General features: G+C 70.5%; 23 protein-coding genes. 4 read left to right on the plus strand and 19 right to left on the minus strand.

The genetic code is table 11. The annotated features are described in order from the left end of the window. Positions 1-5 precede the first annotated feature (5 nt). Positions 6-839, plus strand: coding sequence for a PIN domain-containing protein (locus BWI15_RS09290; RefSeq protein ID WP_077013933.1), 834 nt, complete (start codon positions 6-8; stop codon positions 837-839). 34 nt (positions 840-873) lie between these two features. Here BWI15_RS09290 and BWI15_RS09295 read toward each other — a convergent pair whose 3' ends face one another. After that, positions 874-1407 (minus strand): DUF1707 and FHA domain-containing protein, encoded by a 534-nt coding sequence (locus BWI15_RS09295; RefSeq protein ID WP_077013934.1) that lies wholly within the window; start codon positions 1405-1407, stop codon positions 874-876. A gap of 229 nt (positions 1408-1636) precedes the next feature. On the opposite strand from BWI15_RS09295, the gene BWI15_RS09300 reads away from it, so the two are divergent. After that, the gene (locus tag BWI15_RS09300; RefSeq protein WP_077013935.1) at positions 1637-3895 is read left to right on the plus strand and encodes a glycoside hydrolase family 3 C-terminal domain-containing protein; all 2259 of its coding nucleotides are present in this window, start codon (positions 1637-1639) and stop codon (positions 3893-3895) included. Between the two features lie 54 nt (positions 3896-3949). Here the strand turns inward: BWI15_RS09300 and BWI15_RS09305 are convergent, their stop codons facing one another. Further along, a complete protein-coding gene (locus tag BWI15_RS09305) occupies positions 3950-5014 on the minus strand; it encodes an ATP-dependent DNA ligase (protein ID WP_077013936.1) in 1065 nt (354 codons plus the stop codon). A gap of 67 nt (positions 5015-5081) precedes the next feature. Here BWI15_RS09305 and BWI15_RS09310 point away from each other — a divergent pair, with 67 nt between their 5' ends. Further along, on the plus strand, positions 5082-5582 hold the full coding sequence (locus BWI15_RS09310) for a hypothetical protein (protein WP_077013937.1): 501 nt from the start codon (positions 5082-5084) through the stop codon (positions 5580-5582). A gap of 94 nt (positions 5583-5676) precedes the next feature. On the opposite strand, the gene BWI15_RS39280 is transcribed toward BWI15_RS09310, so the two are convergent. The 4 genes from BWI15_RS39280 to BWI15_RS09325 form a co-directional block, all read right to left on the minus strand. Continuing rightward, complete coding sequence (locus BWI15_RS39280) at positions 5677-5853, minus strand: hypothetical protein (protein ID WP_168197282.1); 177 nt, start codon at positions 5851-5853, stop codon at positions 5677-5679. Between the two features lie 98 nt (positions 5854-5951). Next, positions 5952-7838, minus strand: a complete 1887-nt coding sequence (locus BWI15_RS09315) for an ABC transporter ATP-binding protein (protein ID WP_083750645.1) — start codon at positions 7836-7838, stop codon at positions 5952-5954. Between the two features lie 47 nt (positions 7839-7885). Then, complete coding sequence (locus BWI15_RS09320; RefSeq protein WP_143465458.1) at positions 7886-8656, minus strand: enoyl-CoA hydratase/isomerase family protein; 771 nt, start codon at positions 8654-8656, stop codon at positions 7886-7888. A 64-nt stretch (positions 8657-8720) separates the two neighbouring features. Further along, the gene (locus BWI15_RS09325) at positions 8721-10319 is read right to left on the minus strand and encodes an ABC-F family ATP-binding cassette domain-containing protein (protein ID WP_077013940.1); all 1599 of its coding nucleotides are present in this window, start codon (positions 10317-10319) and stop codon (positions 8721-8723) included. Between the two features lie 117 nt (positions 10320-10436). Here BWI15_RS09325 and ypfJ point away from each other — a divergent pair, with 117 nt between their 5' ends. Beyond that, positions 10437-11345, plus strand: coding sequence for a KPN_02809 family neutral zinc metallopeptidase (gene ypfJ, locus BWI15_RS09330; RefSeq protein WP_077013941.1), 909 nt, complete (start codon positions 10437-10439; stop codon positions 11343-11345). Positions 11346-11441: 96 nt separating this feature from the next. Here the strand turns inward: ypfJ and BWI15_RS09335 are convergent, their stop codons facing one another. From BWI15_RS09335 to BWI15_RS09395, 13 genes are all read right to left on the minus strand, one after another. Beyond that, complete coding sequence (locus BWI15_RS09335; RefSeq protein ID WP_077013942.1) at positions 11442-14432, minus strand: hypothetical protein; 2991 nt, start codon at positions 14430-14432, stop codon at positions 11442-11444. 24 nt (positions 14433-14456) lie between these two features. Next, positions 14457-15368, minus strand: coding sequence for a hypothetical protein (locus BWI15_RS09340; RefSeq protein WP_077013943.1), 912 nt, complete (start codon positions 15366-15368; stop codon positions 14457-14459). 106 nt (positions 15369-15474) lie between these two features. Further along, positions 15475-16122, minus strand: coding sequence for a hypothetical protein (locus tag BWI15_RS09345; RefSeq protein ID WP_237771204.1), 648 nt, complete (start codon positions 16120-16122; stop codon positions 15475-15477). A 35-nt stretch (positions 16123-16157) separates the two neighbouring features. After that, entirely contained in the window at positions 16158-17039 is an 882-nt protein-coding gene (locus BWI15_RS09350) for a pilus assembly protein TadG-related protein (RefSeq protein WP_077013944.1), read from the minus strand. After that, entirely contained in the window at positions 17023-17457 is a 435-nt protein-coding gene (locus tag BWI15_RS09355; RefSeq protein WP_083750646.1) for a TadE/TadG family type IV pilus assembly protein, read from the minus strand. Before BWI15_RS09355 ends, BWI15_RS09350 begins: the two co-directional genes overlap by 17 nt. An 8-nt stretch (positions 17458-17465) precedes the next feature. After that, on the minus strand, positions 17466-17912 hold the full coding sequence (locus BWI15_RS09360) for a TadE/TadG family type IV pilus assembly protein (RefSeq protein ID WP_083750647.1): 447 nt from the start codon (positions 17910-17912) through the stop codon (positions 17466-17468). A 42-nt stretch (positions 17913-17954) separates the two neighbouring features. Then, entirely contained in the window at positions 17955-18173 is a 219-nt protein-coding gene (locus tag BWI15_RS09365) for a hypothetical protein (protein ID WP_077013945.1), read from the minus strand. Between the two features lie 100 nt (positions 18174-18273). Further along, entirely contained in the window at positions 18274-19194 is a 921-nt protein-coding gene (locus tag BWI15_RS09370) for a type II secretion system F family protein (protein ID WP_077013946.1), read from the minus strand. After that, positions 19191-20096 carry a type II secretion system F family protein gene (locus BWI15_RS09375; RefSeq protein ID WP_077013947.1) on the minus strand — a complete coding sequence of 302 codons (906 nt, stop codon included), beginning with the start codon at positions 20094-20096 and terminating at the stop codon, positions 19191-19193. The genes BWI15_RS09370 and BWI15_RS09375 overlap by 4 nt, the downstream gene beginning before the upstream one ends. A 9-nt stretch (positions 20097-20105) precedes the next feature. Beyond that, positions 20106-21416: a CpaF family protein gene (locus BWI15_RS09380; RefSeq protein WP_077013948.1), complete on the minus strand. Its 1311-nt coding sequence runs from the start codon at positions 21414-21416 to the stop codon at positions 20106-20108. Further along, entirely contained in the window at positions 21413-22210 is a 798-nt protein-coding gene (locus BWI15_RS09385; protein ID WP_077013949.1) for a hypothetical protein, read from the minus strand. The genes BWI15_RS09380 and BWI15_RS09385 overlap by 4 nt, the downstream gene beginning before the upstream one ends. Further along, positions 22210-22932, minus strand: coding sequence for a hypothetical protein (locus BWI15_RS09390; protein ID WP_077013950.1), 723 nt, complete (start codon positions 22930-22932; stop codon positions 22210-22212). The genes BWI15_RS09385 and BWI15_RS09390 overlap by 1 nt, the downstream gene beginning before the upstream one ends. A 63-nt stretch (positions 22933-22995) precedes the next feature. Then, on the minus strand, positions 22996-23469 hold the full coding sequence (locus BWI15_RS09395; RefSeq protein ID WP_077013951.1) for a hypothetical protein: 474 nt from the start codon (positions 23467-23469) through the stop codon (positions 22996-22998). Between the last annotated feature and the right edge of the window lie 80 nt (positions 23470-23549).

Below are 23549 nucleotides of genomic sequence, written 5' to 3' on the forward strand. Positions count from 1 at the left end.
GGCCGATGCCTGAACCGGACCGGCGCGCGTTCCTGGACGCCAACGTGCTGCGCGGGGCGTTGCAGACCGACGTACTGCTGACGCTCGCGTTCCGTGACGAGTTCCAGCCGCGGTGGAACGCCGAGGTGATGGACGAGGTCCGCCGCAACCGGCCGCCGGGGCTGTCCGAGGCGGCGATCGACCGGCGGCTCGGGCAGATGAACGCGGCGTTCCCGCAGGCGATGGTGCAGGGCTACGAACACCTCGAGCCGGCCATGCAGGCCGACCCGAAGGACAAGCACGTGCTCGCGGCGGCCGTGCACTCGCGGTCGACGGTGCTGGTGACGGAGAACGTCAAGGACTTCAGCCCACCGACGACCGGTCCGCACGCGATGCCGGTGCAGCGGTTGTCGAAGTTCCTGTCGGACCTGACCCGGGAGAACCCGGCGCGCATGGTCGACGCGATGCGGGACATGGTCGGCCGCAACCAGCGCGAACCGAACACGGTGTCCGCGCTGATCGACAAGATGGCGACGTTGCAGGATCTGCGGGGGTTCGCGCAGACGCTGAACTCGGTGGTGCCGGAGCAGGATCGCGGGACGGATCCGCGGTTGGCCGAGAGTCAGCGGGAGGCCGTGGTCTTGCAGGAGAGCGGGGCTGGGGTCGCGCAGTCGACCGGTCCTGGGGTGGCGCAGGAGGCGACGCGGCAAGGGCCGGACGAGCAGGCGCAGGCGGCCAAGGCGATCGCACTCGACGGCGTTGCCGGAGTCAGCAAGACAAGTGCACCGCGGGAGACGCCGTCCGCGGAGAAGAACTCGGGGACAGGGCGCGGTCCGCAGACGCCCGAACGGGAGCGGTAGGGCCGCACGAGGTGACCGGTACGGCGTACCGGGGTCAGCGGGGGTCGGTCCAGGTGAGGGTGTAGAGGACCGAGCCGAACTGGAGGATGTCGCCGGCGCGGACCGCCGTCGGCGAGGTGATGCGGGAGCCGTTGAGGTGGGTGCCGTTCATCGAGTTCAGGTCGCGGACCATCCAGCCGTTGCCGACGTGCCGCAGCTCGGCGTGGCGGCGGGAGACCGAGACGTCCGCAATCCGCAGCGTGGCGCCGGGACCCCGGCCGATCCTGATCGTGGGCGAACCGGGCGGCGGCAGGGCCAGGCCGGGCAGCGACGGCTTCGGAGTGAGGCTGACTCGCGGCAGCCGGGAGATCAGCTCGCGGAACCACTCGATCACCCGCGGCTCGCGGCCGGGCAGGTCGTGCGTCGCGGACCGCAGCTCGCGGCGGCTCTGGGCGCCGAGCACGAAGTTCATCCGGCGGACGAACGTGTCCTGCGAGAGACGTCCGGTGCCCGCGCCCTCGCGGAGGATCTCCAGCGCACGATCCCGCTCACGGTCCGAGGGACGTGAGAGTTCAAGGCCGGAGGTCATGCCGGAAATTGTCCGCTGAGCGGGGTTCACTGTCCAGCACGGCGGGTTCACACCGGGTTGGGTCGCCACGCGGGGAGGGGTCGCGGGTGGGTGGTGCGTGGTTGGCTGAGTTGAGCGGCTGAGCCGAAGGGCTGGGCTGGGCGGCCGGCCCAGCCGTTGGTCCGGCGGTCGAGCCGAGCGGCGGGACCGAGCGGCTGAGCTCAGCCGGCAGGCGACGAGGAGGAGCGGTATGGACGCGGACGGCGGGATCGTCGGGCGGCTGACGGTCGAGGAGAAGGCCGCGCTGTGCCTCGGGTCGGACTTCTGGCACACCGCGGCGGTCGAGCGGCTCGGCGTACCAGCGGTGATGCTGGCCGACGGGCCGCACGGGATGCGGCGGCAGCCGGACGAAGGCGATCACGTCGGCATCGGCGGGAGCCTGCCTGCGACCTGCTTCCCGACCGCGAGTGCGCTCGGCTCGTCCTGGGACGTCGAGGTCGTCCGGCGGGTCGGTGCCGCGATCGGCGTGGAGGCGCGCGCTCAGGGCGTGGCCGTCGTACTCGGGCCGGGGATCAACATCAAGCGATCGCCGCTGTGCGGACGGAACTTCGAGTACCTGTCGGAGGACCCGTTCGTCTCGGGCGTTCTCGGCGCCGCACTGGTCGAAGGGTTGCAGAGTCAGGGCGTCGGCGCGTCGGTCAAGCACTTCGCGGCGAACAACCAGGAGACCGATCGGCTCCGGGTCAGCGCGGAGGTCGACGAGCGGTCGTTGCGGGAGATCTACCTGGCCGGGTTCGAGCGGGTCGTCCGCAGCGCCCGGCCGTGGACGGTGATGTGCTCGTACAACCGGATCAACGGGATCCACGCGTCGCAGAATCGCTGGCTGCTCACCGACGTACTGCGCGACGAGTGGGGGTTCGACGGGCTGGTGATGTCGGACTGGGGTGCCGTGCACGACCGCGTAGCGGCCCTGGCGGCGGGGCTCGACCTGGAGATGCCGCCGAAACTGGGGATCAGCGACGCGGCGATCGTCGCGGCCGTCCAATCGGGCGAGCTCGACGAAGCGGTCCTGGATCAGGCCGTCGCACGCGTCCTACGGCTGGCCGAGCAGGCGCCCTCCGAACCAGGGCCCGACTTCGACGTCGCCGAGCATCACGCGCTGGCCCGGGAGGCGGCTGCCGCGAGCGTCGTACTGCTGAGGAACGATGACGCGGTGCTGCCGCTGGAACCGGCTGCCGGTGAGCTGGTCGCGGTCATCGGGGAGTTCGCTCGCTCCGCGCGCTATCAAGGCGCGGGCAGCTCGCAGGTCAATCCGACCCGGGTGGAGAACGCTCTCGACGAGCTGCGCGCGGCGCTGCCTGCCGGGGTCGATCTCGAGTTCAGCGCCGGATTCACGCTGGACGCTGTTGAGGACGCGGACCTGGCGAACGAGGCCGTCGATCTCGCCGCGCGGGCGGACCACGTGCTCGTTTTCCTCGGGCTGCCGGCCGCGGACGAGTCGGAGGGCTTCGACCGGACCCACCTGGACCTGCCGGCGAACCAACTGGCCCTGCTCCCCCGGCTGGCGACGGCGAACTCGCGGCTGATCGTTGTCTTGAGCAACGGATCGGCGGTGCGGCTGTCGACCTGGGAGCAGCACGCGGCCGCGCTCGTGGAGGGCTGGCTCGGCGGGCAAGCCGCCGGCGGCGCGGTGGCCGACGTGCTGCTCGGCACGGTCAACCCGTCCGGGCGGCTCGCCGAGACGCTGCCGCTGCGGCTCGAGGACACCCCGTCGTACCTCAACTTCCCCGGCGAACACGGCTCCGTCCGGTACGGCGAAGGCGTCTTCGTCGGCTACCGCGGCTACGACGCGCTCGGGACCGAGGTCAGCTACCCGTTCGGGCACGGACTGTCGTACACCACCTTCGCGTACGACGCCCTGGACGTTTCGGTGACCGGGAGCGCCGCCGACGGGGATCTCGGCATCAACCTCAGCTGCAGGGTGACCAACACCGGCGAGCGCACGGGTCACGAAGTCGTCCAGCTGTACGTCGGCGATCCGGTCGCGCAGGTGCGGCGTCCGGTGCGCGAGCTCAAGGGCTTCGCGAAGGTCAGCCTCGACCCCAGTGAGACCCTCAAGGTCGACTTCACCCTTACCTCACGTGACCTGTCGTACTGGTCGTCCGCGCACGGCGGCTGGGTCCTGGAAGGCGGAACCTTCGAGCTCGCCGTCGGCGCTTCCTCGCGCGATCTGCGCCTCACGACCAGCATCGACGTCGAGGCGCCGCCGCTGCTCCCTCACCTCGACGCGATGGCGACGCTCGAGGAATGGCTGGCACACCCGGCCGGCGCCGCCGCGCTCCGTGAGCTGGTCGGAGTCGATGCCGACGGCAACCCGCGGGGCATCCTCGCCGATCCTGGACTGCTGAAGCTGATCGGCAACTTCCCGATCAGCAGCATCGCGTCGTTCCCCGGCCTCGGGCTGAGCCCGGACGGCGTCGATCAGCTCGTGGAGAAAGTCGCGAACTGATCGCCGCGCTGGGGTCCGCAATCCCCACGCCCCGTCGAACACGTCGGCCGGCGTTCAGCCCAGCACGTCGTCCAGCGCGAACTTCACCGGCTCTTCCAACTGGTCGTACGTGCACGACTCCGGCGTCCGGTCGTCGCGCCAGCGGACGAACTGGGCGGTGTGGCGGAAGCGCACGCCCTCCATGTGGTCGTAGCGGACCTCGACCACCCGTTCGGGGCGGAGCGGGACGAAGCTCAGGTCCTTGCCGGCCTGCCAGCGGCTGCCCTCGGCGTTGCGCGGGGTGCGGTTGCCTTCCTCCTGCTTCGCCCAGGCCCACGGGTGGTCGTCGAAATCGGTGACCAGCGGCTGCAGCTCCTCGAACAGCTCCTCGCGCCGCGCCATCGGGAACGCGCCGATCACGCCGACGCTCGCCAGCACGCCCTCGTCGTTGAACAGGCCGAGCAGCAGCGAGCCGATCCGGTTCGGGCCGCTCTTGTGCACGCGGTAGCCCGCGACCACGCAGTCGGCCGTCCGCTCGTGCTTGATCTTGAACATCGTGCGCTTGTCCGGCTCGTACAGCCCCTGCAGCGGCTTCGCGATCACGCCGTCCAGCCCGGCGCCCTCGAACTGGTGGAACCAGTCGGTCGCCAGCGCCTTGTCGGTGGTCGTCCGGGTCAGGTGGATCGGCGCCTTCGCCGGTGCGAGCGCCTCCTCCAGCGCCGCGCGGCGCTCGGCGAACGGTCGCTCCATGTAGTCGGTGTCACCCAGCGCGAGCAGGTCGAACGCGACGAACCGGGCCGGCGTGGTCTCGGACAGCATCTTCACCCGCGACGCGGCCGGGTGGATCCGTTGCTGCAGCATCTCGAAGTCGAGCCGGTCCCCCGACGCGCCGATCACCACGATCTCGCCGTCGATCACGCAGCGCTCCGGCAGGTTCGCCTTGATCGCCTCGACCAGCTCGGGGAAGTACCGGGTCATCGGCTTCTCGTTGCGGCTGCCGATCTCGACCTCGTCGCCGTCGCGGAACACGATGGAACGGAAACCGTCCCACTTCGGCTCGAAGCTGACGTCCCCGTCCGGGATCTGCTTCACCGCCTTGGCCAGCATCGGCGGGACCGGAGGCATCACGGGTAGCTGCATGCGGCCATTCTGCCCGCGGACGGGGCATGATGGTCGTATACCGACTGGTAGGACCGGAGGTACCGCGATGTACGACGTCGTACTGCTTGTCGAGCAGGAGTTGTCGCAGGAGGACGCCCACCGGGTGGTCGAACTGCACCAGGACATGCCCGAGCCGGTGAGGTATCACGTGCTCGTGCCGTGTCACAACGCCGAGGCGGGGGTCGAGGCGTCGATCAGCGCGCTCGGAACGGCGGATCTGTACGGGACGGGGCTGGTGGACCAGCGCGAGGAGCTGGCCAAGGCGCAGGAGGCGATCGACAGCGAGGCCCGCGACTGCACCGGGCGCAGCGTGCAGCGGCTGCGGGACCTGGGCCAGGACGCCGTCGGCGGGATCTCGCACGACCGCCCGATCGACGCGCTGACCGCCACGGTGAACAAGGTCGGTGGGCAGGAGGTCATCATCCTGACCCGGCCGCACATCGTCGCGGAGTTCTTCCACCTCGACTGGACCAACTCGGCCCGCCGTCACCTCGGCGTACCGGTGCTGCATCTGCTCGAGCACGATCCGGAGAAGGCGAAGAAGTAGCTACGCCGCCCAGTCGGTGGGTCCGCTCGGTGTCGCGGCCGTCATGGTCGGGCGACCGCTGGGTGCTGCCGCGGCGCCAGCGGGATCGGCGCGCTCAGTGCAGGACGAGGGCCGCGTACGTGAGGCCACCGGCCAGGGCGGCGAAGAAGGCTGACAAGCCGCGGCGCAGAGTCTGCTCGCCGACCTTGCCGTAGTGGATGCCGTCCTCGGAGTTGTAGGCCAGCCTGAAACCGGTGTAGCTCGCGCCCAGGACCAGTGCGCACTTGATCATCCCGAAGTCCTTCCCTCACGTCAGGACAATGCCGTTCCCTATCACCAGTATGGCGGCTGATAGGCGTGTGCTTCGGCAGGTACCCGGAGGGTGGACGGCTACACGGCGGCGGGCGACTCCGCGAACTGGGTGCGGTACAGGTCGGCGTATTCGCCGTTCAGCGCGAGCAGTTCCTCGTGCGTGCCACGCTCGACGATCGTGCCCTGGTCGACGACCAGGATCTGGTCCGCGTTACGCACCGTGGAGAGCCGGTGCGCGATGACCAGCGACGTGCGTCCTTCGAGCGCCGTGTCGAGAGCTCTCTGCACGGCGACCTCGGACTCCGAGTCCAGGTGAGCCGTCGCCTCGTCCAGGACCACGATGTGCGGCGCCTTCAGCAGCAAGCGGGCGATCGCCAGCCGCTGCCGCTCGCCACCGGACAGCCGGTGCCCCCGGTCGCCGACGACCGTTTCGAGCCCGTCGGGCAGCGAGGACACCAGGTCCCACACCTGCGCCGATTGCAGCGCCTCGATCATCTCGTCTTCAGTGGCGTCCGGCTTGGCGTAGATCAGGTTGGCCCGGATCGTGTCGTGGAACATGTGCGCGTCCTGTGTCACGTACCCGATCGCGTCGTGCAGCGACTCCAGCGTCACCTCGCGGACGTCGTGGCCACCGACGCGGACCGAACCACCGGACACGTCGTACAGGCGGGCGACCAGGTTGGTGATCGTGGTCTTGCCCGCCCCCGAGGGACCGACCAGCGCGACCATCTGTCCGGGCTCGACCGAGAAGCTCACGTCGTGCAGCACCTGGGACGACGCCCGCTTGTCGAGTACGGCGACCGACTCGAGACTGGCCAGCGAGACCTGCTCGGCCGTCGGGTAGGCGAACTCGACCTGGTCGAACTGCACCGACGCGACGTCGGGCGGCAACGGCTTGGCGTCCGGCCGGTTCTGGATCATCGGCTCCAGGTCGAGCACCTCGAAGACGCGCTCGAACGACACCAGCGCGGTCATCACGTCGACCCGGACGTTCGACAGGGCCGTCAGCGGCCCGTACAGCCGGCCGAGCAGCGCGACCAGAGCCAGCAGGGTGCCGACGGTCAGCGAGTCCCGAACGGCGAGGTTGCCCCCGACGCCGTACACCAGGGCGGTCGCCAGCGAGGCGACCAGCGTCAGGGCGGTGAAGAAGACCCGGCCGAGCATCGCGGTCCGGATGCCCAGGTCGCGGACCCGCCCGGCGCGCTCGCCGAACTCCGCGTTCTCCGCGGAGGGCCGGCCGAACAGCGTCACCAGCAGAGCGCCGCCGACGCTGAACCGCTCGGTCATCGCCGTCGACATGTCCGCGTTGAGTTGCATCTGCTCACGGGTCAGCGCGGCCAGCCGCCGCCCGAGGATCCGGGCCGGGACCAGGAACACCGGCAGCAGCAGGATCGCCACCAGCGTCAGCTGCCAGCTCAGCAGCAGCATCGCGCCGATGACCAGGATCAGGCTGATGATGTTCGACACGACGCCGGACAGGGTGGAGGTGAAGGCCTGCTGCGCCCCGATCACGTCGGTGTTGAGCCGGGAGACCAAGGCGCCGGTCTGCGTGCGGGTGAAGAACGCGACCGGCATCTTCTGCACGTGCGCGAACACCTTCGTCCGCAGGGCGAAGATCAGCCCCTCACCGATCTGCGCGGAGTACCAGCGCTGGACCAGGCCGAGGCCGGCCTCCACCAGGGCGAGCAGCGCGACCAGCAGCGCCAGCCCGGTCACCAAGCCCGAGTTTCCCTTGCTGATGCCGTCGTCGACGATCTTCTTGAACAGCAGCGGCGACGCGATCACCAGGACGGCCGACACCACCACCAGCACCAGAAAGATCGAGATGTGCTTGCGGAACGGTTTCGCGAACCGGACGATCCGCTTGACCGTGCCCTTGGCGAGCTTCTGGTTCACCACCGACGCGTCCTGGCGGCGCCAGCTTCCCGCGCCACCTCGCCCGCCCTGCATCATGCCTGAAGACATCCGGCTCCTCCCCGCTGTACACCCGTCAACCTTGACAACACTTCAGGTCAGCCGATATTCCCCATCAGCTCGGCCAGCCGCCGCTGCTGCGCCTCCCGCTCGGCCCGCAACTGCTGCTCGTACGACGCGTCGGCCGCGCCCAGCAGCAGCGCCTTCGTCTCCCGGATCGCCCCCGGCAACGGCGTGAGCAGCGCGTCGGTCAGGTCCTTCACCGTCGCCTCGAGCTCCTCGGCCGGGACGACGATGTTCGCCAGGCCGAGCTGACGGGCCTCCTCGGCCTCGACCCAGCGCGACGTCGCACAGATCTCCAGCGCCCGCGAGTAGCCGACCAGTTGAACCAGCGGCTGCGTCCCGCCCAGGTCGGGCACCAGCCCGAGCGCGGGCTCCCGCATGCTGAACCGCACGTCCGGCGTCACCACCCGCAGATCGCACGCCAGCGCGAGCTGGAACCCCGCGCCGATCGCATGGCCCTGCACGGCCGCCACGCTGACGATCTCCGGGCGCCGCAACCACGAGAACCCGGCCTGGATCTCCGCGATCGTCGCGTGCACCTCCGCGGCCGGTTTGGTCCCCAGCGCGAGCAACGACTCCTCGCCGTCCACGGTCTCGCCCGTCATCAGGCGCCGGTCGAGACCGGCCGAGAACGACGGCCCCTCGCCCGACACCACGACCACCCGGACGTCCGTGGGCAGGCTCGCTCCGAACTCCGCCAGCGCCCGCCACATGCCGGGCGTCTGCGCGTTCCGCACCTCCGGCCGGTCGAGCACCACCCGGGCGACCGGCCCGTCCACCGTCAACCGCAGTCCACGTTGCTTCATGCCAGAGAACATACGGGAATCCGCCCCCGTTTCCGGGCGGTCCTGGCGGACTGTGGAAAACGCCTCAGGCCAGCGACACCAGGTCGGCGTACTCGTTGGTCCACAGGTCCTCGACGCCGTCCGGGAGCAGCAGCACCCGCTCCGGCTCCAGGGCCTCGACCGCGCCCTCGTCGTGGGTGACCAGCACGATCGCGCCGGTGTACGAGCGGATCGCGTTCAGCACCTCGGCCCGCGAGGCCGGGTCCAGGTTGTTGGTCGGCTCGTCGAGCAGCAGGACGTTGGCCGCCGAGACGACCAGCGTCGCGAGCGCGAGCCGGGTCTTCTCGCCGCCCGACAGCACGCGCGCCGGCTTGTCGGCGTCGTCCCCGCTGAACAAGAAGGAGCCGAGCACGCTGCGCGCCTGCGTCTCGTTCAGGTCCGGGGCGGCGGACTTCATGTTCTCCAGCACGGTCCGGTTCACGTCCAGGGTCTCGTGCTCCTGCGCGTAGTACCCGAGCTTGAGCCCGTGCCCGTCGATCACCTCGCCGGTGTCCGACTTCTCGATCCCGGACAGCACCCGCAGCAGGGTGGTCTTGCCCGCGCCGTTCAGGCCCAGCACGACGACGCGCGAACCGCGGTCGATCGCCAGGTCGACGTCGGTGAAGATCTCCAGCGACCCGTACGACTTGGACAGCTCCTTGGCCATCAACGGCGTCTTGCCGCACGGCGCCGGGGTCGGGAAGGAGATCTTCGCGACCCGGTCGGAGGCGCGCTCCTCCTCGAGCGAGCTCATCAGCTTCTCGGCCCGCTTCAGCATCTGCTGCGCCGCGGTCGCCTTGGTCGCCTTGGCGCGCATCTTGTTGGCCTGGTCGACCAGCTGCGACGCCTTCTTCTCCGCGTTCGCCCGCTCGCGCTTGCGGCGCCGCTCGTCGGTCTCGCGCTGGGTCAGGTACGCCTTCCAGCCGACGTTGTAGACGTCGATCTCGGCCCGGTTGGCGTCCAGGTGGAAGACCCGGGTGACGGTCTCCTCGAGCAGGTTCACGTCGTGGCTGATCATGATCACGCCACCGGGATACTGCTTGAGGAAGTCGCGCAGCCAGACGATCGAGTCGGCGTCCAGGTGGTTGGTCGGCTCGTCGAGCAGCAGCGTCTCGGCCTGCGCGAACAGGATCCGGGCCAGCTCGACCCGCCGGCGCTGACCACCCGACAACGTGCTCAGCGGCTGGCCGAGGACCCGCTCGGGCAGACCGAGGTTCGCCGCGATCCGGGCCGCCTCGGACTCCGCGGCGTACCCACCGGCCGCGTGCAGGTCGGCCTCGGCGCGCTCGTACCGGCGCATGCCCTTCTCGCGGGTCTTGTCGTCCGCACTGGCCATCTGCTTCTCGGCGTTGCGCAGCCGGCGGACCACCTCGTCGAGGCCGCGCGCGGACAGGATCCGGTCCCGCGCCAGCACGCTCAGATCACCGGTGCGCGGGTCCTGCGGCAGGTAGCCGATCTCGCCCGAGGAGGTGACCGAGCCGCTGGCCGGCAGTCCCTCGCCGGCCAGGATCTTGGTCAGTGTCGTCTTGCCGGCGCCGTTGCGACCGACCAGCCCGACCTTGTCACCGGGACCGACCCGGAACGACGCCGGCGCGAGCAACTGACGAGCGCCGACGCGGACCTCGAGGTTGGAGACGGTGATCATGACGGCGCAGGGGTCCTCAAGGGTCGGGGTCAAGGGGGGCGACACGGCAGGGCCGTGACACGACACTGCACGTCACGAGGCGGCCTCTACTCCGGGTCCGGGTCTAGTGTAGGCGCTGTGAAATTCAACCCGGACGCCGACTTGGACACCAGTGGCGTCGAGGACACCCGCGGCAGTGGTGGTGGCGGTGGCATGCTCCCGGGCGGGATGGGAATCCCGGTCGGCGGCGGCATCGGCGGCATCATCCTGCTGGTCGTGATCCTGCTGCTGAACGGCGGGATCCCCGGGGTCGGTGGCGGCGGCGCGGACGAGCCGACCGTGCGCAACACCGGCGCGGGCAATCTCGACACCTGTAAGAAGGGCACCGACCTCGCCCAGAACGAGGACTGCCGCTTCGTCTTCTACCAGAACTCGATCGAGGGATTCTGGGCGGCCGAGCTGCCGCGGCGGGGCAAGAAGTACACCCGTGCGCCACTGCGGATCTTCAGCCAGCAGGTGAACACCGCCTGCGGCGCCGCCTCGAGCGCGGTGGGCCCGTTCTACTGCCCGCCCGACAAGCGGGTCTACCTCGACATCAGCTTCTTCCAGACCCTGCAGTCCGAGCTCGGCGCCCAGGGCGGCAACTTCGCCGAGGCGTATGTGGTCGCCCACGAGTACGGCCACCACATCCAGAACCTCTACGGCTACCTGGACCGGATCAAGACCCGCGAGGGTCCGACGTCGGACTCGGTCCGCTCCGAACTGCAGGCCGACTGCCTGGCCGGGATCTGGACCAAGCACGCCACCACCGCCCAGGACAAGGACGGCGACACCTTCATCGAGGGCCTGACCGAGGACGACATCGTCCGGGGTCTGGACGCTGCCGCGGCCGTCGGCGACGACCGGATCCAGCAGAAGACCCAGGGCCGGGTCACGCCGGAGAACTTCAGCCACGGCACCGCCGAGCAGCGGATGCGCTGGTTCAAGACCGGGATGGACTCCGGCGACATGACCTCGTGCGACACCTGGGGCACCGACAGCCTCTGACCTCCGGTACGACGAAAGGCCCGCCCCCCTGGATTCCGGGGAGCGGGCCTTCGTTCGTTCGTGCGGCGAACCGAGCGGCCGCCGTACGGCGTACTGCTAAGCCACCGCGGCCGGGCGGCGGTAGCCCGGGAGGAGTTCGTCGACCAGGGCGTCGGTCTCCGCTTCGGCGCCGCGCGGGCCGCCGTGCTTGGCCAGGGCGGCGTACATCTGGGCGGCGATCGTGGTGACGTCTTCCGTCGTACCGAAGTGGGACGCCAGCCGCAGGGTCGCGCGCCACAGCTCCTCGGAGGCCGGCGCGAAGCTGAGGCCGGTCTGCAGGGCCGTACGGGCCAGCGCGCCGTCGTTGTGGCGCAGGCTCGCCTCGGCCAGCTTGAGCGACGCGTCGACGACCGACTCGGCCATCCGTCGCTCGATCCCGGAGGCCGCGAGCCAGGAGTACCGGCCGGCGGGCAGCCCGGACCAGGCCTGGCCGTGCACCAGGCTGAGCGCGGTCGACAGCGGCTGGCGCGGATCGTCCATCATCTCCGCCTGCTTGGCCAGCGTGCGGAACACGTCCCAGTCGACCCGGACGATGCTGCGGTTCAGCATCCAGCGGCCCGACTCGTCGGCGTACATGGCGTCGAGGCCGACCCACTGCCGGGTGTGCTCGAGTGCGGCGCTGCGCAGTTCGTCGCTGATGCCGCGCGGCCAGATCGAGCCGGCCAGCACGTTCGGGTGAACGCCGTAGTCCTGGCTGGCCAGGAACGCGACGATCTCGGTGGCGAGCTGGATCCGGCCCTCGTCGATCGGTCCGCGAGCGTCGACCTCGACCGGGCCGAGCAGGTCGACCTCGACCGGTGCCGCCTGGCTCAGGTCCGTCGAGGAGAACTCGTACGCCGGCATGTCCTGCTCGGTACGGCGCTTGTCCATCGCCTCCGCCTCGGCCGTCCGGAACAGCTCGACCAGGTCCGCGAACTGCGCCGGGTTGATGCTGTGGGCATCGACCTCGAGCCCGAGCAGCCGGCAGACCGCCTGGTTCTTCTCGTCCACGACGAAGCGCCAGGGCGCGTCCAGCACGTCACCGACGACCACGACGGCGACGCAGCGCTTGGGATCGGCCGCCAGCCGGGCCAGCTGCTGCTCCTCCTCCAGCGACGGCGGAGCGGACACGAAGATGATCTCCGGACCCCACAGCATCGGGTCGGGATAGCTCATCCGGGCGGCGGCGACGGACTCGGCGTTGCGGCGGGCGCAGGCCTGGACCTGGTTGTCGGTCCGCCGGGTCACCTCCTGCAGCGCCTCGTCCAGGCGGGTCCAGTAGCTCAGCCGGGCCGGGGCCAGCGAGGACAGGTCGTCGCCGAAGCCGACCATGCTGACGTGCGCGCCCTCGGACCACAGGTTCGTGGCCAGCTCGGCCGCGAGCGAGCCGACGACGTCGCGCGACGCGTTGGTGACACCGCCGAAGCTGACCACACCGCGTGCGGTGTCCAGGTCGACCAGCACGGTCGAGCCGTCCGCGTTGCGGCCGAGCGTGACCAGCGTCGGGTACGGCGAGGGCGCGGCCACGTCAGCGGCCGGTGCGTACGCCCGGCGCAGCACCCAGCGACGCCCGTCGGCGATGGCCTGCCAGGGCGCCGGCGGCGGGGCCTGGTTCTCCCCCGGCTCCAGCACCAGCGTCAGCGCCCGGTCGGTGACCAGCGCCGCCACGACGACCGGCATCGTCCGGTTCGCCTCGGTCATGCTCACGCCGAGCTGCCGCAGCGAGTTGTCGACGAACTGAGCCGTCGGTACGTCGGCCGCCAGGCGCAGGTTGACCTCGGTCTGCCGGTGGGAGGCCGACTTCGGTCCCGGGCCCAGCGCCCAGCCGCGACGACGCTTCAGCGCCACCGCGAGTCCGGCCGCGAGCAGGGTCGCGCCGAAGCCGTAGATCCCGGCTTCGGTCGCGCTGATCCCGCCACTGGACGTCGCCACCACATCGGGCACCTTCGTGCCACCCGCGGCCGGGTCGCCCGGCTGGGCGTCCGTCGTACCGGGGCCGTGCGGCTGAGTGACCTCGACGCCCGGCTCGTTCGGCTTGGCGTCCTTGGCGGTCGGGTCGGCGGCGGCACTGCCGATGTCGATCGACGAGGGCTTCTCGACGCCCTGCTCCTCGAACCAGCGGCTGCCGGGACCGGTCTCCGACTGGGTGGTCGCCTTCGCTGTCGGCTTGGCGGCGACCTTCGCCTTGGTCTCCTTGGTGTCCGGCGACGGCTTCTCGTCCTGCTGCTGCACGACCGGCCGGGCGGGACCGTCGATCGCGACCCGGACCGTGTGCACGCCCGGGCCCTTCGCGTCGGCCGGCAGCCGGACCTGCCAGCCCGGCATGATCAGGTCCGGGTTGGTCAGCCGTCGGCCGTCGGGCTGCAGCTTGTTCTTGTTGAGCTCGTAGATCTCCTTGTAGCGCCGGCCCTCGCCCAGGTAGCGCTCGGCGATGTCCCACAGGCAGTCGTAGTTGCGGCCCTCGGGCGGACGAACCTCGGTGAACTTGACCACCTGACCGGCCTGGTCGTTGTTCGTCCGTACGCCGGTGTGCCCGCCGATGACGACCTTGCTGCGCGCCTCGGTCTGCCGGTACGTCGAGGCCTGGTCGTCGCCGCCCTGCGTCGCGCTGATCGAGGTCGGCGCGACTCCGCTCGTGGTGACCGCGTTGGCGACCGGCAGCGTCACGCTCGCCGCGCCCGCGATCAGCACCACGCCCGACACCAGCCGGCGAGCCAGCGTCTGCGAGCCACCGCCGAGCGGAACCCGCGGCGACAACCCGTGCCCACGGATCTCGGCCACGGCCTCGGCCGCCAGGCAGATCACGAAGTGCAGCCAGGCCAGCCAGATGAAGAACCCGATGATGCCGAGCACCGTCTCGATGGTCAGCTCGCTGAACAGCACGTCACGGGTCGGCATCCGGTCCGGCCAGGGCTTGCCGAAGAACGTCAGCAGCACGTACGGCACGCCACCGACGATCGCCAGCACCGCCAGCAGCGACGCGAGCCCCTTCAGCCGGTCCGCCGCCCCACCGCCCGACCCCCGCTGCGGCAGCCTCGCCGCCCGCACCGGATCAGTCGTCTTCACCATCGTCGTCCCTCCGTCGCCCCACCGTCATCCACCGACAGCCTGAACTTCCTGCACCGGCAGCCGCTGCACCGCGTCGACCTCCGCGGACCCGAGTTTCTCCCACGTGTTCGTGGTCGTACGCCAGTACGAAACGTCCCAGTAGATCTTGAGTTTGATGGTGTACATGCCGTCCGGCTGCTTCGCGCTGGACCGTTTGTACACGTGTTTGCAGTTGCTGAGTTGGTGGAACGGGTCCTGCTTCTTGTCGTAGCTGTCCTTGCCCAGCGGCGCCACGCCGCCGATGCAGTTCACCGGCGCCGAACCGTCGCCGGGGTCCACCACGATCCGGCCGACTACGCCGCGCATGGTCAAGTTGTCACCGCCGGCCGCGAAGACCGCGACGTTCGACTCCTTCTTGATATAGGCGCTGTCCGGCGTGAGGTCGAAGTACGCCGGGACGTTGACCCGCGGTGTGAAGGTCGGATTCACCTGCAGCACCGGATCGGGGTACCCCTCGTCGAAGCGGGTCCAGAACGAATCCATGTACCCCAGAGTCGGGCACTGGTTCCGCTCCGCCTGACTTACCGGCACGACGGCACGCTCGACGTGGGCGTCCTCGCCGCCGGGCGGCTCGCCGGTGTCCAGGTTGTAGTCGACGATGGTCAGCCGCAGCACCCACTCCTTGCCCTCAGGAGCCGGACCGAGCGTGATTCCGGGCGGAACATCGAAGTCCCTGCACGGAACGAAGGGGCGGTTCTGGAGCAGGGTCCGCCAGCTGGCCAGCGGTGAACCATAGCCACCGGCCCCGCAGTACGCCCCGAACCCGTTCGAGTTGACGTACATGTTGCAAGTGCCGACCGGGTAGTGCACGGTCTCGGCACTCGCCGCCGGTGCGGTCGAGACGAGCAGCAGCACGGTGCTGAGGGCAATGAACCCGCGGCTGACCCGGTTGCGCATCCTCACTCCTGTGTCTTGTCCTACTGGGAGGTTATCGCCGCCCGGGAGCATCATGCCCCGTCCGCGCACCTCCGACGCCATCCCGTCGCGATCGTCGGTGTCCGGACTAGGCCGGAAAACGCACCTTTGCACAGCTGAACGGTTTGTCAGGCTTCATCTCGCGGTACATCGACCAGCCCATGCCGGTCTCTACCATCTCGATCACCTTCGGCAGACCTTGCGGCGCCGGCTTGACCCAGGTCCGGGACTTCGGCTTCCAGTACTGGGTGCGCTGGGACAAGCACAGGTTCAGGCGGACAACGCCGAACGGGCGCTGGACCACGCTCATCACGACGACGCTGCCCGGCGGCCGCATGACCCAACCGTTGCTCTTCGCCTGCTTGATGTTGTCGGTGACATCCAGATAGAAGTACGCCGGGAACGTTTCCTTGATCACGCTGTCGTTCCGGTCGATCTGCGCCTTGTAGTAGATCGGGTACTTCTTCACGAGGCCCTGGACGGCGGGGTTGCTCGCGTAGTTCCCGGGGACGACGGTGATCTGTGCCTTGGCGGCAGGCGGAGTCGTGACCGGCGTACTGGGCTCGGCGGTCGTGCCGGGAGACGACGGAGCCGGCGTACCGGGGGTGTTGTCGGTGGTCGAGCTCGTGTCCTCGACACCTTCGGGCATTGTGCCCTTGTTGGTGCCGCCCTCGCCGCAGCCGGTCAGCAGGACAGCTGTCGCCAGCAGGAAGGTTGGGAGGGTGAGTCGTCGCACGACGGCAACTCCTTGGAGGCGGGATGACATGCGGTTCACCGGCCAACCATCGGCGGGACGGAATTCCGCGGCGCGACGGTCGGCGCCGGTCCGCCGCCGCCGGGCGGCGGGCTGGTGGAGCTGGGCGGCGGTTCGGGCGGGTCGGTCGGGTCGGTCGGCGGGGTGTCCGTCGGGGTGTCGGTCGGGCTCGGGGTGACGTTCGGGGTGCAACTGTCCGGCAGCGGGATCGGAATGGTCAGCGTCGGCGCGGGCGCGCCGACGGTCCAAGTCGGGCAGCTGACGCTGATCGTCGGCGGCTCGGCGGTCTTGGTCGGTGCGCCCGGGCCCTCCGTCTTGGTGATGACCTCGATCGGAGGGATCTGCTGGGTCTCGTCCGGCTTGGTCACGCCCTGTTCGGCGTGCGCCTCACCGGTGCCGTGGGCGTCGAGGCTGGCGATGCCGACCATGCCGAGGAACGTCGTCTTGTTGCTGATCGTCACGTCGACCGCGAGATCCTCGTCGGTCAGTTTCGAGGTGCCGCAGGCGGTCACGGCGGGATCGTTCGCGGTGACCTGGGCGCAGAACTCGACGACCGCCGTATTGGCCTTGACGGTGTCGATCTTGGCCTCCGCGACCTTGAGGTCGATGGTGGCTGCGCCGGCCCGGGCGGCCTCCTGGGCGTAGCCGACCGCCCTGGAGCGGGCGCCCAGCTGGCGGCCGCCGTCGATCACCAGGCCGGCGAGAGTGAAGATCATCAGGGCGAGGATGACGACGGCCGGGCTCAGGGCGCCGCGGTCGTTGCTGGGGGCATCGACGCGGAACCACGCGGTGAGGCGGGCGACCGGGCCGCGGCTCGTCGGCGTACGGCGAGCGCTCGGACGGCGGGCGCGCGTACGGCGGGCGGGGCGGGCGCCCGCGGGGTCAGGGGTTCTCGCCATCTCGGACTCCGCGGTAGGGGTCGAGGGAGCTGGAGAACTTCTTGGTGATGGTGGTGTCGCCGCCGATGCCGAGCAGGCCGAGGTCGCGGTAGTCGATGGTGCAGGTGACCTCGACCGACAGCGGGGTGCCGGCGACGAAGCCGGTGGTGATACTGCCCGACGCGGTGGTCTTGCACGACTCGACGGCCTGGTCCATCGTCCGGGCGACCGCCTGGTCGATGCGGGCCTGGGCGTCGCCGAGCGAGCGGGCCTGGCTGGCGGAGCGGGCGCCGTCGCGGGCCGCGCCCTCGAGCAGCGACGAGGTCTGGAAGTAGCGGCCGCAGGCGAGCAGGAAGAAGAACAGGATCAGCAGGATCGGCGCGAGCACGACCATTTCCAGGGCCATCGTGCCGCGCTCGGTCCGGCGGTGACCTGACATCCGGGCGCTCACTCGTCGTCCGCTTCGAACTGCTCGATGGGACCGGTGGCCGTGCGGGACACGGTCAGCGTCAGGCCGGGCACCAGAGAGATGGTCTCGCCGGTCACCGTGAACGAGACCTGCCCCTCGGGATCGTTGTACGCCGGGGAGTCGACGTTCGCGTCGCCGAGGGAGTTGCCGCCGAGCTGCTGGGCGTAGGCCTCGATGTCGGCGCGGACCTTCTCCCCGATCGCCGGGCTGTACTGGGTCGGCTGGACCATGCGCAGGCGGGAGACGCCTTCCTGCGCGGCGTTCAGCGCGACCGAGCGGCCGTACAGCCACAGGGCGGTCTGGATCGAGACGAAGATCAGCGCCATGATCGTCGGCGCGAGGATCGCCAGTTCCAGCGAGCTCGCGCCCCGCTCCGAGCGCCGGCCGGTCCGAGGGGACGCCGAGAGACCGCCGGACCGGGCCAACAGCCCAGGGGCGGTGCTCCGGTGACGTCCCTGCGGCAACGCTCAGCCCTTCTGGATCTCGCCGGTCCGCCGGTCGATGACGCCCTTGACCACGGCGCCGATGGCGATCGCGGCGGCGACCAGGATGGCCGAGATGATCGCCCACTCCAGCGCCGAGGCGCCGAGCTCGCTCTCGCCCCGGCGGGCCCGCGCCCGTTGGTTGTCGGCCCGCGCCAGCGCGTACCCGACCATCGCGCGCACGAACTGCACTTCCAGGTTCATCCGATGACCTTTCCCACTCGTGAGCCCGAACCGGGCTCAGTATGCCCGGTACGACGACCGAGCTGCCTCGACGGATCCCTTGCCCGATCCGCCGTCACAACTAACTGCCCAGAATCGCGGCGCCCGCCGGGTAACCGAGGAACAGCATGAAGGCGGCGCACATCACCAGCTGCGCGACCAGCATGGACTGGGAGCGTTCGCCGGCCTTGCCCTCGACGTCGGCAAGTTCCTTGCGGCGCAGCGACGCGGCCCGCGAGAGCAGCGACGCGCGGATCTTGGCGCCCTCGTCGCCGGCCAGGGCCAGCGCGGAGGCCAGGTCGCGCAGTTCCTCGACGCCCAGGTCCTCGCCGAGGCGGGCCATCGCGTCCCACGGGGTGATGCCGATCAGGCGGGCGTTGGCCAGCGCCTGGCGGATCCGGGCCATCGCCCAGTGGTCGCCGATCGTGGAGGCCGTCATCAGCGCCTCGGGCAGACCGCGGCCGCCGGCCAAGTTCATCGCGACCAGGTCGAGGAAGCTGCCGACCACGTGGCGGAAGTCACGCCGGCGTTCCTCGGCCTCCTGGCGCAGCGCCAGGTCGGGCAGGAAGAACGCGAACGTCATACCGGCCAGCGTCACCACCGCCGGGGCCGCGCCCGGCGCCGGGAAGCCCAGGTACGACGCCGCGAACAGCACGAGCGGGAAGAAGATCAGCGCGCCCAGCGCGAAGAACACCTTCGTGGCAAGCATCGCCGCGAACGGCTGGTTCATCACCGCGAGGTCGCGGCGCAGCCGGCCGAACGTCCAGCCGCGCGCGTTGGCCTCGGCCTCCAGCCGCCGGCCGAGCGTCTCGCGGGCCTTGTCGACCCCGCCGAGCACCTTCTCCCCCGCCGCGCTCGCGGTGGAGGCGCTGGTGTAGCCGGACCGCCCGGCGTCGATCCGCGCGATCGTGGACAGCACGTTCGGGGCCGGCCGGACGAACATCCGGACCAGCAGGAACACGCCGAGACCCACCAGCCCGCCACAGATGAAGGCCCATGTCATCCGCCCACCACCTCCATCCGCTCGTCGCCGGCCCGCTTGGCCCGCTTGTCGCCGGCCCGGATCAGGAACCGCTCGGGCACCTCGATCTTGGCCAGCCTGCGCAGCCAGACCAGGCCCACGGCGTACAGGGCGATCACCAGGAACAGCACGAACTGGCCGACGAAGCTCGTGTACGGCTCGACGTACTGCGGGTTGAACAGCACCAGCGCGGCGGCGACCACCAGCGTGATCGCGACGACGACCTGGACCGATCGCCGGGTGGATCGCCGTTCGGCCGCGACCTTGCGTCGTACGTCGAGCTCCTCGCGGGCGGAGTCGGCCAGCGCGGTCAGCACCTCGCGCAGACCGGGTCCGCGCAGCCGCGCGTTCAGGACCAGGGCCGCGACGATCAGGTCGGCCGACGGGTCGTCCAGGTCGTCGGCGAACCGCATCAGGGCCGAGGGCAACGGTTCGCGGATCCGCAGCCGGTCGACCAGCAGGTTCAGGCCGGGCTTGATCGCCGGGGCGGCGTTGACCGCAGTCGCCGGGATCGCCTGCTCGAGGCCGACCGCGCCCGCGATCGTGTCGCGCAGCGCCTCGGTCCAGGTGGCCAGCGCTTCCAGCCGCTCGATCGCCCGGCGTTCCTCGCCGGTGCCACCGAAGAACCGGTCGGCCAGCGCGGCCAGCAGGCCGAGCGCGGCGGCCAGCACCAGCCAGCGGGTCACGACGAGCACGAGCAGGCCGACCACGAGTCCGGCGCCCAGCCGCGTCAACTGGCGACGGCTGTCCGCACTGCGGCTGCGCTTGAACAGCGACGGGGTTTCCTCGCGCGGCTCGGTGCCGCGCAGCGCGACGATCAGCAGCAGGATCCCGCCGCCGACCGCCGCGCCGCACAACAGCGCGATCAAGGTCCGGTCAGTCATGGGTTCCCCTCACGCCCACCGGCCGTGCACCATCGGCCGGTAGCCGAAGTGCTCGAGCTCGTCCATGCAGGCGATCGGCGCGTGCGCCGCGGCCCGGCCGTCCGGTCCCGGCGCGAACACCTCGCCGGACAGCACCCGGCCGTCCCAGCCGGTCACCTCGCGGATGCTCTCGATGTAGCGCGACAGCGTTCCGCCGTGCTGGTAGTCGTTGTGCTTGCGGACGAACACGACGAAGTCGAGCGCGCCGGAGATCAGCATCTGGGTGGCTTCCATCGGCAGCCGCTCGGACGCCTGGATCGCGTAGGTGCTGATCCGGTTGAACACCTCCATCGAGCTGTTCGAGTGGATCGTCGACAGCGAACCGTCGTTGCCCTGGCTCATCGCGTTCAGCATCGTGACGATCTCGTCGCCGAGCACCTCACCGACGATCACCCGGCTGGGGTTCATCCGCAGCGAGCGGCGGACCAGGTCGGCCATGCTGACCTCGCCGACGCCCTCGGAGTTCGGCAGCCGCTCCTCGAACGCGACCACGTTCGGGTGCAGGTCCTTGAACTCGCCGAGGCCGAGCTCGAGCGAGCGCTCGACGGTGATCAGCCGCTCGTGCGGCGGGATCTCGTTGGCCAGCGCGCGCAGCAGCGTGGTCTTGCCGGAGTTGGTGGCGCCGGCGATCATCACGTTCTTGCGGGCCGCGACGGCCGCCTTGAGGAACGACGCGATGTCGTCGGACATCGTCCCGTTCGCGACCAGGTCCTTGAGGAACACCCGGCCCAGCCGGGACCGCCGGATCGACACGGCCGGCCGCGACGTCACGCCCATCACGGCCGACAACCGCGACCCGTCCGGCAGCCGGAGGTCGAGCTGCGGGTTGGCGGAGTCGAACGGCCGGCTGGTCAGGCCGGCGTGCGCGGCCAGGACCTGGATCAGCTCGACCAGTTCCTCGTCGGACTCGGCGACCGGTCCGGGCCGTTCCTCCCGGCCGTCGCCGTACTGGACGAAGACCTGGTCGCAGCCGTTGATGTCGATGTTCTCGACCTCGGGGTCGTCGATCAGCGGCTGCAGCCGGCCGACGCCGAACAGCGCGGAGTGGATCGCGCCGGCGATCTGCGCGTCGTCCTCGGGCGTCGGCGGCGTACGGCCCTCGGCCAGCTCGTAGCGGGCGTGATCCTCCAGCACCTGGACGATCAGCGACCGGGCGTACTCCCGCTCGTCCTCCGCGCTCATCGGCGGTACGCCGTTGACCTGGTCGCGGCGGCGCTGCTCGTTCAGCCGCTCGGCGACCTGGACCCGCAGTTTGCGGACCAGTTCCTGGTCGGTGATCACCGCGATCCCTCTCCGAAGGCAGCCTGGGCCATGTCGTACTCGTACTGCGACGGCATGCCGACCGCGGCCGCCATCTCGGCGGCGATCTCGGTGGCGGACCGGATCAGCGCGGTCCGGTCCAGCCGGCCCTGGCCGCGGCCGTCGAAGAACGCGGCGCCGGCCGGGTCGTAGGCGAGGTGCCAGCGGTGCTGGATCTGGACCGACATCGCGTCCAGCACCGACCAGACCTGCTTGACGCCGTCGCGGCGCTTCGGGTCGGCGACGACGATCACGCCGAGCCGTGCGTCGACGTGGTGCACCAGCGACGACAGCCGCTCCCGCAGGTGGGCGACCGACGAGCCGGTCGCCGTACAGACCAGGACGACCAACCGAGCAGCCTGTACGACGGGCAGCTGCGGCGAGGCGGGACCGATCCGGCCGCAGTCGGCCAGCACATCGGCACTGTGCATCTGGTTGAAGGTGATGCCCAGCGGCGCCCACAGACCGCCCATGCCGCCGATCTGCTCCGGCGAGCGGACTCCGAGCATCACGTCGAGCCCGCCGTCGAGCTGCTGGCTGTGCGCGAGGATCACCTCGTCGCCGAGACCCTTGCGGCCCGCCGCGGCCAGGCTGATCAGACCGCGGTCCGAGTTCAGCGGCTGGCCACCGGGCGCGGTCATCCGGATCGCGACGTCGCTGCCGGCCGGGTCGCACTCGGCCAGCAGCACCGGCCGCGGCCAGAGCGCTCCGAGCACCAGTCCGGCCGTCGTCACTCCGGGCGAGCCCTTGGCGCTCGCCAACGCGACCAGAGCCATCAACGGGCTCCGCGGTTGGTGGAGATCTCCGGCTTGGTCGCCGCGGACAGCTTGACCAGCACGAGCGTCTTCGCCGCCGCCGAGGCGGCCACCGCGGTGGACTGATCTGTCGGTACCAGGACGGTGACGTTGACCGTGGTGTTGGCGCCGGTCTTGCCGTCGGTGAGCGAGGTCCCGTTCACAGCGGTCACCTCCGCCGCCGGGGCGATCACGGACGCGGGCCCGCTGTCCTGGTTGGCCGGCACCCGGACCAGGCGGACGATGTCACCGTCCTGGATCGGCTCGGCCGGCGCCCGGCCGCTCTCCAGGCTCACGCCGACCAGCGCACCGCCCTCGGGAACCGGGTCGGGAACGAAGTTCGACCTGGTCACGAACTGACCCTTGTAGATCCAGGACGTCGTGTACTTGCCGAACAGCTGGTCCCGCTCCGACCACAGCACGAGCGGGCGGGTCGCGCCGGCCAGGTCGCCGCGCGCCAAGTCCTTGTCGGCGATCTCGTAGCCCGGTGGCAGGTCCTTGTTGACCGCGACGAAGTACTGCCGGTCGCCGCTGCGCAGCGCGATCAGCGCGGACCCGGCGGCTCCGAGCAGGATGAGAATCACCGCCAGGGCGGCCAGCGCGGGACGGCGTTCGCGGCCGCCGGGCAGCCGCCTCGCGGTGCCGGCGGACTTGGCCGCGCGGGCTCCGGCGGCAGGGGGACGGTTGCTGGAGGAGAAACTCACGCGCCTACCGTAATGGCCAGAAGGTGCCAACCGCGCCGCCAGGTCCACGCCGAGCCGAGCCTGTTACCCCGCGGCGACCTCGGTCACCTCGTCCCGCGTCAGCAACTCGGTGAACGCACCGGGTCCGCCGTACAGCTGGTCCAGGTAGGTGTACAGAGCTTGCAGGCACCGGCCGAGCTCGCCCTGCCAGTCGGCCTGCGCGGCCAGCTCGGCGGCGAGCACGCGTCCCTCGGCCAGCGTCACGGCCGCGTTGACCGGCTGGTCGAGCCGCGATTCGCCCTCTGTCGTTGAAAAATCCACCGGTACGCCGTGCCCGCGCGCCGCCCGGATCCGCGCGGCCAGGGCCGAGCGCTCCGGCTCGGGCAGCAACCGGTCGAAGCCGGCGCCGCCGTACAGCTCGTCGAGGTAGTCGGTCAGCGCGCCGAACAGCTCCAGGGCGTCGTACTCCATGCCGGTGGTGGCGGTGTGCCGGAGCCGCGAGGTCAGGCTGCGGGCTTCGGCGACGGTCCACGACGAGGGCGACAGAACAGTGCTCACGCGGCCAGCCTCGCACACCAAGGTTGATGCGCCGGGCAACCAAAGTGGCCGGCGGATGTCAATCGCCCACCGTGTTCGGA

It is taken from the genome of Kribbella sp. ALI-6-A (assembly GCF_001984195.1).
Taxonomy (GTDB): Bacteria; Actinomycetota; Actinomycetes; order Propionibacteriales; family Kribbellaceae; genus Kribbella.

Bases quoted from the DNA above. Each gene is read 5' to 3' on its own strand.
- BWI15_RS09320 (WP_143465458.1), bottom strand. From the start codon at position 8,656: ATGAAGCAACGTGGACTGCGGTTGACGGTGGACGGGCCGGTCGCCCGG.
- BWI15_RS09335 (WP_077013942.1), bottom strand. From the start codon at position 14,432: ATGGTGAAGACGACTGATCCGGTGCGGGCGGCGAGGCTGCCGCAGCGG.
- BWI15_RS09385 (WP_077013949.1), bottom strand. From the start codon at position 22,210: ATGGCTCTGGTCGCGTTGGCGAGCGCCAAGGGCTCGCCCGGAGTGACG.
- BWI15_RS09340 (WP_077013943.1), bottom strand. From the start codon at position 15,368: ATGCGCAACCGGGTCAGCCGCGGGTTCATTGCCCTCAGCACCGTGCTG.
- BWI15_RS09375 (WP_077013947.1), bottom strand. From the start codon at position 20,096: ATGACTGACCGGACCTTGATCGCGCTGTTGTGCGGCGCGGCGGTCGGC.
- BWI15_RS09315 (WP_083750645.1), bottom strand. From the start codon at position 7,838: ATGTCTTCAGGCATGATGCAGGGCGGGCGAGGTGGCGCGGGAAGCTGG.
- BWI15_RS09305 (WP_077013936.1), bottom strand. From the start codon at position 5,014: ATGCAGCTACCCGTGATGCCTCCGGTCCCGCCGATGCTGGCCAAGGCG.
- BWI15_RS09295 (WP_077013934.1), bottom strand. From the start codon at position 1,407: ATGACCTCCGGCCTTGAACTCTCACGTCCCTCGGACCGTGAGCGGGAT.
- BWI15_RS09370 (WP_077013946.1), bottom strand. From the start codon at position 19,194: ATGACATGGGCCTTCATCTGTGGCGGGCTGGTGGGTCTCGGCGTGTTC.
- BWI15_RS09300 (WP_077013935.1), top strand. From the start codon at position 1,637: ATGGACGCGGACGGCGGGATCGTCGGGCGGCTGACGGTCGAGGAGAAG.
- BWI15_RS09325 (WP_077013940.1), bottom strand. From the start codon at position 10,319: ATGATCACCGTCTCCAACCTCGAGGTCCGCGTCGGCGCTCGTCAGTTG.
- BWI15_RS09365 (WP_077013945.1), bottom strand. From the start codon at position 18,173: ATGAACCTGGAAGTGCAGTTCGTGCGCGCGATGGTCGGGTACGCGCTG.
- BWI15_RS39280 (WP_168197282.1), bottom strand. From the start codon at position 5,853: ATGATCAAGTGCGCACTGGTCCTGGGCGCGAGCTACACCGGTTTCAGG.
- BWI15_RS09310 (WP_077013937.1), top strand. From the start codon at position 5,082: ATGTACGACGTCGTACTGCTTGTCGAGCAGGAGTTGTCGCAGGAGGAC.
- BWI15_RS09350 (WP_077013944.1), bottom strand. From the start codon at position 17,039: ATGGCGAGAACCCCTGACCCCGCGGGCGCCCGCCCCGCCCGCCGTACG.
- BWI15_RS09290 (WP_077013933.1), top strand. From the start codon at position 6: ATGCCTGAACCGGACCGGCGCGCGTTCCTGGACGCCAACGTGCTGCGC.
- BWI15_RS09355 (WP_083750646.1), bottom strand. From the start codon at position 17,457: ATGTCAGGTCACCGCCGGACCGAGCGCGGCACGATGGCCCTGGAAATG.